This is a genomic window from Streptomyces sp. SLBN-8D4, assembly GCF_049739545.1.
GTDB lineage: Bacteria > Actinomycetota > Actinomycetes > Streptomycetales > Streptomycetaceae > Streptomyces > Streptomyces canus_C.
This window is the reverse complement of record NZ_JBMGQC010000001.1, coordinates 2,080,181-2,093,284: the sequence shown is the minus strand read 5'-3', so window position 1 is coordinate 2,093,284 and position 13,104 is coordinate 2,080,181. Positions and strand designations below refer to the sequence as shown.

8 protein-coding genes are annotated in these 13,104 nt (G+C 69.2%); 2 read left to right on the top strand and 6 right to left on the bottom strand.

Annotation, left to right across the window (positions count from 1 at the left end; all coding sequences use genetic code 11):
• Positions 1-13 precede the first annotated feature (13 nt).
• Positions 14-1,501, bottom strand: coding sequence for an IucA/IucC family protein (locus tag RKD20_RS09325; protein ID WP_424877309.1), 1,488 nt, complete (start codon positions 1,499-1,501; stop codon positions 14-16).
• 87 nt (positions 1,502-1,588) lie between these two features.
• Between RKD20_RS09325 and RKD20_RS09320 the strand changes: the two genes are divergently transcribed.
• Positions 1,589-3,085 carry an IucA/IucC family protein gene (locus RKD20_RS09320; RefSeq protein ID WP_424877308.1) on the top strand — a complete coding sequence of 499 codons (1,497 nt, stop codon included), beginning with the start codon at positions 1,589-1,591 and terminating at the stop codon, positions 3,083-3,085.
• Between the two features lie 122 nt (positions 3,086-3,207).
• Here RKD20_RS09320 and RKD20_RS09315 read toward each other — a convergent pair whose 3' ends face one another.
• From RKD20_RS09315 to htpG, 5 genes are all read right to left on the bottom strand, one after another.
• Positions 3,208-5,106 carry a BTAD domain-containing putative transcriptional regulator gene (locus RKD20_RS09315; protein ID WP_424883186.1) on the bottom strand — a complete coding sequence of 633 codons (1,899 nt, stop codon included), beginning with the start codon at positions 5,104-5,106 and terminating at the stop codon, positions 3,208-3,210.
• Positions 5,107-5,285: 179 nt separating this feature from the next.
• Positions 5,286-6,542, bottom strand: a complete 1,257-nt coding sequence (locus RKD20_RS09310; RefSeq protein WP_424877307.1) for a cation:proton antiporter — start codon at positions 6,540-6,542, stop codon at positions 5,286-5,288.
• A gap of 174 nt (positions 6,543-6,716) precedes the next feature.
• A complete protein-coding gene (gene sbnB, locus RKD20_RS09305; protein WP_424877306.1) occupies positions 6,717-7,742 on the bottom strand; it encodes a 2,3-diaminopropionate biosynthesis protein SbnB in 1,026 nt (341 codons plus the stop codon).
• Between the two features lie 203 nt (positions 7,743-7,945).
• Positions 7,946-9,085, bottom strand: coding sequence for a ParB/RepB/Spo0J family partition protein (locus tag RKD20_RS09300; RefSeq protein ID WP_424877305.1), 1,140 nt, complete (start codon positions 9,083-9,085; stop codon positions 7,946-7,948).
• Positions 9,086-9,419: 334 nt separating this feature from the next.
• The gene (htpG, locus tag RKD20_RS09295; RefSeq protein ID WP_424877304.1) at positions 9,420-11,360 is read right to left on the bottom strand and encodes a molecular chaperone HtpG; all 1,941 of its coding nucleotides are present in this window, start codon (positions 11,358-11,360) and stop codon (positions 9,420-9,422) included.
• 344 nt (positions 11,361-11,704) lie between these two features.
• On the opposite strand from htpG, the gene RKD20_RS09290 reads away from it, so the two are divergent.
• A complete protein-coding gene (locus tag RKD20_RS09290; protein WP_424877303.1) occupies positions 11,705-13,021 on the top strand; it encodes a PLP-dependent aminotransferase family protein in 1,317 nt (438 codons plus the stop codon).
• The last annotated feature ends 83 nt before the right edge of the window (positions 13,022-13,104 follow it).

Here is a 13,104-nt window from a genome sequence, read left to right as displayed (position 1 = left end):
CCAAAACGGCCGCTCAGAGAAGGGGGTTGGGAAGCTCCGTCCACTGGTCGCCCGGTGCCCCGGGCGAGAGCCGCATCAGCGTCAACGCCTTCGTGGGCAGCGGCTGTTCGAGCAGCGCGGCCAGATCGGGGGTGCGCGGCAGCTCCCGTACGGCCGTCTCCAGCGCCCCTCGCAACGCCCCCGCCGAACCCGCCGTAGCCGCGAGGGCCCCGGCCACCAGGGAGCCGAACAGCTTGCGCCGCAGGGTCGTCACGTCGTCCGTGACGACCCGCCCGGACAGCGCCGGAACCGGGATGCCGTGCCGGGCCAGCCTGACAGGGCTGACCCGGATGTCGGCGAGGTCCCGGTAGACCAGCCGGAGCGGCGCGCCCGACTCGGAGAGGACCACGAGGAGGTTCTGGCCGTGGGCCTCCAGAGCGACGCCGAGCTCCAGGAGCCGCAGCCCGGCGGTGAGGGTCAGCCGGGCGAACTCGGCCAGCCATACCGGGGATTCGGGCAGCTCGGTGGTGGCGAGGGCCGCCACGGGCAGGACATGGTCGCCGTGCGCCTGAGGGGACTCGCGCAACACGGCCGCCAGATCGGGGGAGTTGGCGGTCACCGCCCCCAGCGTGCGGGTGAAGTGCAGGAGGCCGTCCATGCGTGCGGTCAGTGTCTCCGCGAACTCGGAGAGCGTCGCCGACATGCCGATCGAGTAGACGGAGATGTCCCGCACCGAGGACGTGAGCCGTGCGCTGAGCGCGGTCTTCACATGCGGTCCGCCGCCGGTCAGGGCGAGGGTCCGCAGGGACATCAGCGGGTGCGCCTCGACGCCCTCCGTGACGGGCCGCTTCAGCACATGGTCCGCCTGCCACGGATGCACGGGCAGCAGCAGCCGCTCCCCGTCCCGCAGCTCCGCCGGCCACGCCCCCGTCAGCAGGCACTCGCCGGCCGGCACGGGCACCAGTCCCAGTCGTACCAGTGGCCGGTGCTCGGGCCCGTAGGCCAGCTGCTCGGCCACCGAGAAGCCGGGCCGGGAACGGCAGTTGGGGTGGTACGGATGCCCGTCGACGATTCGCTGCTCCCACTCCCAGTCGTGCGAAGGCCACTCCTTCGAGCCCGGCGGCTGGCCCGCCCTCGACAACGCCATCGACGCGACGCTGTCGGCGAGTTCGGCCGCGAAGTCCGCTCCGTGCGGCACGCCGAGACCGGTCATCAGACGCACCGGATCGTCGTGGACGACCTCGTCCAGCCGTACGGCGGTGACGTGGGCGGCGGTGGCGAACGGGTCCGGGTGCGGGCCGTGCAGCCGGCGGCCGTCCGAGAGGCGCAGGGTGAGCCCCTCGCGGCCGGCCTCCCGCGCCGCGATCCAGGGCAGCGGCTCGTGCGCGAGCCCCCGCCACAGCCGGGACAGCACGGCCGCCCGGGCGCCGGGCAGCTCGGCCGCGTACCGCGCCACGAGGTCGGGGCGCAGGCCGGCCAGCTCTTCGGCGAACCGGGCCTCGGCGGCGGGGGGACGGTGCACGGGGACTCCTCGGATACTGGTGGCACAGCGGGGCCGTGACGGCAGACATACTGATCGTCATCGCCCCGGATGAACCGTAGAGAACGAGTGAACCGCGTGGACCTCCTGCCCCCGGCCGACACCGCCGTCGCACACCGCGCCGACGCGTTCGCGGCGGCGCCCCTGCTGAACTGCCTGCTGCGCGAGGTCGCCGTCCGGCTCCCGGACCCCGGCGAGCGCAGGGTGTACCGGCTGCCCAGCGGGCGGCTGCTCAGGGTGCGGGGCGACCGGCGGCCCGCCGAGCCCGAGGTGCGCACGGCGGCCGGCTGGCGGCGGGTCGGGCACACCGAACTCGTGAAGCTCGCCGCCGAGGAACTGACCCGGCACACCGGAGTGTCCAACCACGAGCTGCCCGCCGAGATCATCGACAGCCGGGACGCGGTGGCGGCCGTGCTCACGGCCAGGGACCGGGCGACGGCGCCCGACGACCCGTACCAGCGCTCCGAGCAGTGCCTCGTCACCGGCCATCCCTACCACCCCGCCCCCAAGGCCCGCGGCGGCGGCCCCGCCGCCGCCTGGCTGCCGTACGCTCCCGAGGCCCACGCCCGTTTCCCGCTGGTTCTGCTCGGCGTGCGCGAGGACGCCGTCGTGGAGGAGGGGGACACCGCGGCCCTCGACACGCTCGGCGAGGCCCCGCCCGGCTACCGGCTGCTGCCCGCCCACCCCTGGCAGCTCGACCTGGTGCACTGCGCGGAGGCCTTCGCGGACGGCCGCCTGGTGCGGCTCGGCACGACAGGCTTCGAGACCTGGCCGACGGCCGCGATCCGCACGGTGTACGCCCCCTCGCGGGACCTGTTCCTCAAGTTCAGCCTCGACGTCCGCATCACCAACGACATCCGGCGGCTCTGGCGCCACGACCTGCTCAAACTCCGCCGTACGGATGAAGCGGTCGTGAACGCCTTCGCCGCGAGCCGCGGTTCCGCCGCCTGGCTGAGCGACCGGGGCTACCGCACCGCCGACTTCGCCTTCGAGGAACTCGCCGTCCTGGTCCGCGACGGTCTGCGCGGCCATGTGCGGCCCGGGGCGACCCCGCTGCTCGCCGCGGCCCTGGTGGAGGGCTTCGAGGGCAACCCGCTCGACGGCACCGGGGACCCGGCGGCCTGGTGGGAGGCGTATCTGGGCGCGGTCGTCCCGCCCGCCCTCGCGGCCTTCGCCGACCACGGCGTCGTACTCGAGGCACACCTTCAGAACACCCTGGTCGCCGTGGACGCCGACGGCACGCCCGTGCAGGCGCTGTTCCGGGACGCCGAGGGCGTGAAGCTGCTGCCGGACGTCCCGCGCGCGGCCGGGTGGGAGCGGCTGGTGTACTGCCTGGTCGTGAACCACTTGTGCGAGGTCGCCGCGGCCCTCGCCGAACGCCGGCCCGGCTTCGACCCCTGGCCCGCCGTCCGCCGCGAACTGTCCCGCCACGACCTCCCCGAAGCCGCCGCCCTCCTCACCGCGCCGACCCTGCCCGGCAAGACCAACCTGCTGCTGAGGTGGACGGGGGCGGACGGGGCGGACGCCCGGTACCTGCCGCTGCCGAACCCGCTGGCCGGGACGTAGTTTCTGATCAGCCCCATGAGGCTGCTGTACCTGGCCGGTGCGTTTCGCGGATGCCGGCCCCTTCGGAACAGGCGTGGGCCAGGCGCTTCCGAGCCTGGCCCACGATCAGGAGAACACCGACGTCAGGCCGATGACCGACTCCCCCGTATCAGCGCGTCCAGCCGCCCATGGGTGTCCCGCAGCTCGGACGCGAGCGAGTCCAGGGGCAGGCCCGGCCTCGCGACGGCACGAGCAGCGGCGTCGCACACGGCCAGTGGCAGGCCACCGCACGCCGCGGCCAGTTCGTTGATCATCACAGGATCGGCCGTCGTCGAGCTGCCTCGTAAGTGCAGGGCCAGCAGTTTGCGCGATTCCGTCTCCGGCAGGACTCCCAACGTCATCAGATGGGCACCTTCCGCGGCCAGGCCGGTGAGCCAGCTCCTGCTGGTCACCAATGCCAGACAGGTCGGTGACCCCGGCAACAACGGACGGACCTGCTCCGCGTTGTGAGCGTCGTCCAGGACGATGAGCATGCGACAGTCCGCGAGCAGGCTGCGGTACAGGGCGGCCCGCCCGTCGATGTCCGGGGGGATCCGCGCAGGCGGCACGCCGAGTGAGATCAGGACGCCCCCCACCGCGTCAGTCGGCGGGACCGGCTTTCCTGGCCCGGAGCCGCGCAGGTTGACGAACAATTGCCCGTCAGGGAACCGAGCGGCCTTCTGATGCGCCCAGTGCACGGCCAGCGCGGTCTTGCCGATCCCGGCCATCCCCGTCAGCGTCGCGATGACCACGCCCTTCGCATGCGTCATGTCCTGTTCTGCCAGGGCGGAGAGCCAGGCGAGTTCGCTGGCGCGTCCGGTGAAGTGTCGCGGCGCGGCGGGCAGCTGCCTCGGCACCGGATGCCCGGAGGCGGCGAGTGCAGGCAGCCGGGCGTGCATCTGCTCCCGGTCCGGCGCGCGAAGGTCCTGCCGCAGCACTCGCATGTAGGCATCGGCCAACTCCTCGCCCGGATACAGTCCCAGCTCGCAGTCGAGGCGCGATCGCACGCCCTCGTAGACCCGGATGGCGTCCGCCTGCTGCCCGGAACCGGCCAGTGCGATCATGAGGTAGGCATGGACTCGTTCGTTGAGCGGCTCGGCGTCGGCCAACGCCTGCAGCCGCACCAGCACCCGATTGTGCTGGCCCAACTCACGGGTCACCTCCGCGTACTGCAGGAGCACTCCCACCAGCTCCTGCCGGAGCGCGGTGATGCCTGGGTGCCCCCGGAGTGCGGCAACGTCGGCGAATGGCTCACCGCGCCACAGGCTCACCGCCCGCTCGTAGTACTCGGCTGCGGTCGCGTCATGCCCGTCGCCCCGCGCCGCGGCGGCACGGGCGGCCAAATCCCTGAAGTGCAGCAGATCAACCTCCATGGCCGAAAGGCTCAGCCGGTAGGCGTCCCCGAACGAATCGATCACCTCGTCATCGTTGTCAAAGCGGCGTCCGCCCTTCAGGGCCCGGCGGATCCTGCTGACATGTGCTTGGACCAGGCTTACCGCAGTGCGAGGCGGCGAATCACCCCACAGCAGGTCGACGATCGCATCGCGGCGCACAGGGACTCCGGGGTCCAGGAGGAGCAGCCCGAGCACCGCGCGCCGCGCGGGCGAACCGAAGCGCAGCGGCTTCCCTTCCGCCCAGGCTTCGAGTGGGCCGAGGACAGACAGCCACAGTCCTTTGTCACGCCCGGACGAGTGCCCGCGCCGCGCGGAATCGGAATCGCCTTGTCGGCGATGCACCGATGACACCTCATCAGGGCGTGGCCGGGGTAGCGCGGCCGCCCTGGCCAGGCCGGCCGCCTGGTCCCTGTCAAGGTCCAGACCGTCGATCAGCGCGGCCAACGAATGTGCCCGCGGCCGCCTTCGGCGGGACTGTTCGAAGTCGCGCAACGCGGCGAGACTGAGCCCTGCCCTTGCTGCGAGTTCCCGTTGGGTCAGCCCCATCTCGCGACGGTACGCACGTACCAACGCCCCGAAATGAGGGTCCTTGTCACTCTCCCCGGTCATCATCTGCCCCCGTATGATCATGATGGAAACACAGGTGCCACAATTTCAATATTGTCGCGTCTACTGCACCTGGACCCACTATGGACGAAGGCAGTCGTGGCAGGCCCCTGTAGGCGGCCACTTACCCTTCAATTTGTGGCCAACGAACGGCGCCTCGTGTCATCGTGTACACGATCGCGTCAACGTAGGGCGCCTTCCGTGACCTCTTCGACAGCCTCCTCGTGAAATCCGAGGTATTGCAGCAGCGGTCCCGTCATGAACGTGGTGACCAGTGCCATGGTGACCATGGCACTGAAAAGACGGGTGTCCAGCATGCCGAGCCCGAGGCCCACGTTCAGGATGACCAGTTCCGTGAGCCCTCGGGCGTTGAGCAGGACGCCGAGTGTCATCGACTCGGCCCCCGAGGCGCCGGAAAGACGGGCGGAAGCGGCGGCCCCGACGAACTTCCCCACGCATGCCACCAGGACTACGGCGACGGTCATGATCACGCCGTGCCCACCGAGCTCGCCGAGGTTCACCGACAGCCCGGTCACGGTGAAGAAGACCGGCAGCAGAAAGAGACTGGTCTGCTCGATGCGTTCGACGACCTGAGGGGCCTGCGCCTCGATGGGGCCGCGGGGTATCGCGGCGCCGAAGGCGAAGGCACCGAAGACGGCGTGCAGACCGATCTCGTTGGTCGCCCAGGCGGACACCAGCAGTCCGGTGACGAGGATCGTGTGGATGAGGGAGCTGCCGACCGGCCGCCGCCGCTCCGGAGCCAGCAGCCAACGCAGCCCCGGGCGTACGGCGTACAGGAGGACGACCAGGAAAAGACCTGACTCAAGGACCATCCGTGCCAGTGGCCACAGACCACTCGCGGTGGCGATGACCACGATGCCGGCCAGCACACACCAGGCGAGGAAGTCCTGGGCAGCGGCACAGGCGAGCGCCAAGGCACCGATGCGGCTGCGCTGCATGCCGCCTTCCGCGATGATCCGGGCCAGAACCGGGAACGCGGTGATCGACATCGCGGCCCCGAGGAAGAGCGCCGGGACGAGTACACCGTCAGTACGGAGCTGCGACCTGTCGTACCAGGGGAACAGGAGGAGGGCGAGCCCGGCGCCCAGCGCGAACGGCAGCGTCATGGAACCGAGCGAGACCAAGGTGACCCTGCGGCCGGTCCCCCGGAGACGGGTGAAGTCCAGTTCGTAGCCGATGCCGAACATGAACAGGGCCAGTCCGAGCTGCGAGAGCGCCTGCAGAACCGGCCGTGCGTCCGCCGGGAACAACGCTTCGACGAGGTCTCCCGGTAAGAGGCCCAGCAGGCTCGGCCCCAGGGCGACACCGGCGATGATCTCCCCCATGACCATGGGTTGCCGCATGCGCCTGGCGAGCCGGGCGAAGACGAATGCCACGGCGAGGATCACCGCAACGCCCGCGAGCACGTCTCCGGTCATGACATCACCGGAGCGGGCGGCGATCAAGGAGTGCTCCAAGGCGATCAGTTCTCTCCCTTCAGGGGTGCCCGAGGGGCACGGACGGCAAGGTGCGAGAGCCGTCCTGGAGCCGCCGCCCTCACGTCCCGCTGCCAGGCCGGTCGAGCCGGAGTGTTCATCAGGCCCGGAGCATCCTCATCCTCCGTATCGGGACAGTTCGTGGAAGAAGTCGTCCACGGCCACGCCCGCCGTGGTCCTGTCGTAGACGTGCCGTGCGACGACGAGATCCAGCACTCCGAGCCCGAAGGGCGAGAACACCACCGTGCGGTCGCCGGGCGGCGTGAACGCCCCGGTCAGCACGTCGTACAGGGTGGCGCGCACATGGTCGCGGTTGTTCACGGCCTGCTCGGCGAGGTGAACCGAGGTCTCAGCCCTGAGGCAGTGCTCGATGTCGTCCACGACGTTGCAACTGTCCAGCACGACATCGGGCGAGAGGTCGCGCAGCGACACGTGCAGCACCAGCGGGTGGTGTGCAAACCAGTCGCGGTCCTCGACGTACGGGGTTCCCGCGGTCGTCGCGAAGAGCAGCAGGTCCGCCGAGCGCACGAGGCTCTCCAGGTCGTCGTGCGCGGTGACCCGGCGGGCGCCGGAGCGCTCCAGGTATCCGGCGAAGCCCCGGGCGTGCTCCGCGCTCTGGTCGAAGAGGCCGATCTCCTCGAACTCGAACCCGGCCGCGACCAGGTAGGTGTGTACGAACCGGGCTATCAGGCCGGCGCCGACAACGCCCAGCCGCGCCGGCTTCGGCCGTCCGGCGCTCAGCTCGACCGCGGCCACCGCGGCGGACGCCGCGGTCCGGACCGCGCTGATGACGGACCCTTCCAGGCACGCCAGCGGATAGCCGGTCTCCTGGTCGTTCAGCACGACGACGGCGGACGCCCTGGGGATGCCCAGGTCCACGTTGGCGGGGAAGCTGGAGATCCATTTGATGCCGCAGACGTCGACGTCACCCCCCACGGAGGCAGGGAGCGCGATGATCCGGTTGGCGGGTTGTGCGGGGAATCGCAGGAAGTACGACGGCGGGTTCACCGTCATGCCGTCGCCGTGCAGCCGATAGCCGTGCTCGACGAGTGCGAGCAGTTCCTTCTCGCGGCCGTGGACGGTGTCGTGCACCGCCTTGCCGGAGATCACCACGAAAGGCCGTGGTGCCGTGGTGTCAGCCATGCTCTGTCTCTCGATTCGTCCGGATGCGGGCTCGCAAGCGCCGAAGCGCTGGGCGACCCACGCGTCATCGGCGCAGTACCCGGCGGCGCTGATCACGCGGTCGTACAGGGGGACGGCGGTCCTTGATCACCTCGCGCGGGCCGATCGAGCAGGCAGGCCGTAGCGAGCCCGGCACACGAGCAGCTGGAGGAGTCGCCCAGTGCTCAGGCGGACCTGGTCGGCGTGCGGGTCGCGAAGGGGTCGACGATGTGCGCACGCCTGGCCAGTTCATGGGCGCAGTCCTGCCACATGCTCGCGTACTGCTGGGCGAGTTGGACGATGATGGCGACACAATGCGGCGGTACGGTATCGGCCGCGTCCGGTAGCTGTTTCGCACCGACCGCGTTCACGTGCAGGAGCCGGAGCATGCTCTTTCCCAGCTCGTTGTTCCGCAGGGACGGGTCGCGCATGAGCTTCTCCACCGCGGCCGCGGGATCCGGCCTCGACATCTCCCCAGTAACCGACCGCGGTTCGATGCGAAGGGGCGGCACTTGGGCAGCGGTGCCGTCGTTCCGGCCGGCACCGACGCCATGGAGGCTCAGCTCGCTGTCGGCGTTCGCGCCGTTGACGGCAGTACTCTCGCACCCCGTGCGCCCGGAAGCCCTGTCGGGAACAGGTGATTCGCCGCATTCAAGGCGTTTGCGTACGTCGAACGCTGTCGCCGGCGATATGCCCGCAGCGCGTGCCACGTCCCGTAAGGACGCGTTCGGCTGGTCGGCCAGCAGCGCCGCGGCTCGCCGTCGGCCCGCCCGGCCGTCCAGCGGGCGGACTCTGCCGTCCCTGCCGACCCGCACGGTCGGCTGCGGTGCGCTCTCACCGGAGAGCTTCCTGATGGCGGCGACGGTCTTCGCCGCCAGCCCGGCGGTCTGGCCGATGGCCCGGTCGGACAGGTGCGGGTGCGATGCGATGATCCGCTCCGCCGCGGCCCGGCGGTCGGCCCGGGACAGCGGCAGGCCGTGCGTGACATTCTCCTGGACCGCCCGCAGGAAGATGTCGGCCTCGTGGCCCTCGAAGAACATCACATCGATGGTCTCCTGGCCTCGCAGCGACGCGGCCATCAGGCGGTGCATCCCGTCGATCACCTGCATGGAGCGCCGGTCCACCAGGATGGGCGGAAGGGGAGTCTCGGCCTCGGCGAGGCGCATGATGTGGGCCTTGTCCTCGCCGTTCAGCCGTGGGGAGTCGGCCGGTCGGAGCGAGAGCAGCGGAACGGACACCACCACGGTGTTCTCACCGCCGGTGTGAGCGGCCAGGTCGTCGACGGATGGATCAGAGGGTGCTGCCTTGCTCACCGGCTGGGACACACGAGCACCTGGATGGACCACGGCTGCGCTCCTTCGCATGGTTCGGTTGAGCATTACTGGTGTGGCACGCTACGCGGCGAAGCTGGCGGCCGACTGGTGGCCGGCTGACACCGAATTGCCGTACCTGCTCTTTAAATCCCCCATACGTTCCCTCTTCAGCAGCGGGCCGCCGTGCGACACGGGCGGCCTGGTTGCCGTAGTACGCGAAAGGTCGCGGTGCGACGGAGGGGGGGAGCAACTCAAGGCGAGCGAAGAAGAGTTGGACGCTGATCGACCACCGGCCCGGCCGCGCCGAAGATCTGGCCCGGCCGGCAGCTGCCGTGGTGTACCGGGTTCAGCCCGCGTCCTCGGGGGTTCCTGGGGTCTGCTCATCGGTGAGGGCCGTGAGCAGTCCGTTGAGCTGCTGAACGAACGCGCTGGGGTCCTCGATCCGGGCGCTGAGGGTGAGCACCGCCTGGTTGAACAGGACCTGTGCCCACTCGCGGAGGTGCGCGCCGCCCTGCGTGCGGTTGAGCCGCTGGATGAGCGGGTGCCTCGGATTGAGTTCGAGTACCGCCTGGCTCGGCAGGCCGGTTCCGCGCAGCCGCCGCATGAGGTTGATATCGATCTCGGGTTCGTTGCTGACGATGCAGGCCGGCGAAGTGGTGAGGCGGGTGGACAAACGCACGTCCCAAGCCTGCCCGGCCAGATGGGCCTTGAGTTTGCCGAGCAGATCGGCGTACTCGGCGTCAGCCTGCTCCTTGGTCTGCCTTTCCTCCTCGTCCGCGAGGGCGCCCAGGTCCCCGGCGCCCTGAGCGACCGACTGCAGTTGCCTGCCGTCGTACTCGCGCAGGCTGGACACGACCCAGTTGTCGACGCCCTCACTGAGAAGGAGCACTTCCACGCCCTTGGTGCGGAACGTCTCCAGGTGCGGACTCGACTTCGCTGCGGCCGACGAGGGAGCCAGCAAGTAGTAGATGTGCTCCTGCCCCTCCTTCATCCGTGCCACATAGGTGTCCAGCGAGGTGTCCGGGACATCGGTGGCGGACTTCGTGGAGGTGAACCGCAGGAGCTTGGCGATCTCGTCCCGGTGGGAGTAGTCGTCGGCGATGCCCTCCTTCAGAGTGGTGCCGAACTCCTTCCAGAACACGGCGTACTTCTCCGGCTCCTTCTCGGCGAGCTCGGCGAGCCGTTTCAGCACCTTCTTCACCGCGCCGTTGCGGATGTTGCCCACCGCGCGGCTGCCCTGCAGGATTTCCCGGGAGACGTTGAGCGGAAGGTCGGCGGAATCGATCACGCCGCGTACGAACCGCAGGTAGTTCGGCAGGATCTGCCCGGTGTCCTCCAGGATGAAGACCCGCTGCACATGAAGCCGCACCCCGCGGCGCGCCTGGGGCACCCACAGGTCATGCGGCGCGCGGGACGGGACGAACAGCAGCAGCGTGTACTCGTAGGTGCCCTCGATCTTGGCGTGCACCCACGCCAGCGGGTCGGTGGGCTCGCCGGCGATGTGCCGGTAGAAGTCGTTGTACTCGGTGTCGGTGAGCTCGTTCTTCGGACGGGCCCACAGCGCCGACGCCCGGTTGACTGTGACGTCCGGTCCGGTCGTTCCCGGTGCTTCCTCCGCCTTGTCCTGGCGTTCGTCGGGCATCAGGATGGGCACGCGGATGTGATCGGAGTACTTCTCGATGATCGACCGCAGCCGCCACCCGTTCAACAGGTCGTCCTCACCGTCCCGAAGGTGCAGCACGATGGTGGTGCCCCGCTCGGGCCGTTCCATGGTTTCCAGCGTGTACTCGCCTTTTCCGTCCGAGGCCCAGCGCACCCCCTCGCTCGGCTCGAGGCCGGCGCGCCGAGTGGTCAGTACAACCCGCTCGGCGACGATGAAGGCGGAGTAGAAGCCCACCCCGAACTGGCCGATCATGGTGGCGTCCTTGCGCTGGTCACCGGTCAGCGAGCGCAGGAACTCCCTGGTCCCGGACTTGGCGATGGTGCCGAGGTTCTGTATGACATCCTCCCGGCTCATGCCGATACCGTTGTCCGCGATCGTGATGGTCCCGGCGTCCTTGTCGTATCCGATCCGGATGCGCAGCTGCCCCTCCGCCTCGGGAAGCTCCGAACGCGCCAGCAGTTCCAGACGCAATCGGTGAATCGCGTCCGAAGCATTCGAGATCAGCTCACGCAGGAAGATCTCCTTGTTGCTGTACAGGGAATGGACCATCAGATCCAGGATCTGTGCCGCCTCCGCCTGGAAGTCGAATACTTCCTGCTCTGCTCGCCCCGTTTGGACCGACATTCGGTGCCTCCATGATCCCCAATAAGTAGGCGCCGAGCGTAACTCGCGTCACGCTGGGCGGCAAGCGTGGTGATGTGCGGCCGGAGAGTATTGTGTCAGGCCGCAGAAATGTCAATTCGCTGATTTACGACGAAGGATGCCCAAGTGGTGTTCAACTGAGGATTTGCGGCAGTCGAACATTGCCGAGCCGGTCTTGACAGGCTTTTACTTGAAGGCGACGCTGATCCCAGTGTGACCGGCTGGATCGACCTGCGACCCACGGCCTGACCGAGGCCATGGAAGAAGGTGCGGCGGCGAGCGGCAGCAAATAGCTCACTTCAATTTGTCGAGGTGGTGGCGGTCCGATGTCGGCGCAGAACATCCCGCATGCCGAGCTGAATATCGGTGATCTGCACGGCAGTCTGTCCGATCCGTTGCTGGACACGATGAACTTTTTGAATGAGGTCACCTTTCGGTATCCGAAAGCGATCTCGTTCGCGCCTGGCAGGCCTTATGACGGATTCTTCGACGTCGATCAGGTCTTCGCCTATCTCCACGAGTACATCGATCATCTGGTGGCGGGCGGGCACGCCGCCGACCGGATCCGTGACGTGATCTTCCAGTACGGCCCGACAGCCGGCCGGATCCAGGAACTGATCGCTGACTCGCTGCGCGCGGACGAGGGCATCGACGTCGGGCCGGAGTCGATCGTGGTCACCGTGGGCTGCCAGGAGGCCATGTTCCTGGTGCTGCGGGCGCTCATCGCCGGTCCCGCGGACGTTCTCCTGGTGTCCAGCCCGTGCTACGTGGGGATGACGGGCGCCGCCCGGCTGCTCGACATCGAGCCGACGGCGGTGGAGGAGCGCGAGGACGGCCTGTGCTGCGCGGACCTGGAGGAGGCCATCCGAAAGGAGCGCGCGCGCGGCCGGCGTCCGCGCGCCTTCTACGTGGTGCCCGACCACTCGAACCCGGCGGGCACCACGATGCCGGTGCCCACACGCCACGAACTTCTCGACCTCGCCTGCCGCGAGGACATCCTGATCCTGGAGGACAGCCCCTACCGCCTGGTCAGCCCGGCGCCCCACCTGCCGACGCTGAAGTCACTGGACCGCGGCCGCAGGGTCGTCCATCTGGGGTCCTACTCCAAGACCGCTTTCCCCGGCGCCCGGGTGGGTTACGCCGTGGCCGACCAGCTGGTCGCCGACGGAGCGGGCGGCACCGGCCCGCTGGCGGCCGAACTCGCCAAGCTCAAGAGCATGGTGACGGTGAACACCTCACCGCTGAGCCAGGCCGTCGTGGCAGGGATGCTCCTCACCTGCCAGGGGCGCGTATCGGAACTCAACGCCGAGACCGCCGACTACTACGCCACCGCGATGCGCCGCACGTTGCGGCAGCTCGAGCGATGTTTTCCGGCGGACCGGCGAGCGGCCCTCGGGGTGCGGTGGAACACCCCCGCCGGGGGCTTCTTCCTGAGCATGCGCGTCCCGTTCCGGGCGGACAATGCGGCCTTGGCGCGTTCGGCCGAGGAATTCGGGGTCATCTGGACGCCGATGTCGTACTTCTACCCGGGTGGCGGAGGGGAACGCGGCATCAGGCTGTCGGTCAGCTACCTGTCCGAAGAGGAGATCACCGACGGAATCCACCGGCTCGCCCGCTTCATAGTGGCCGAGGCCGAAAAGTGACCAGCGACCATGTGCCGCCTACCGGAAAGGACAGGTCAATGATCAAGGCAGAGCCGCCTGTACGGAGTCAACGTCGCAGGTGG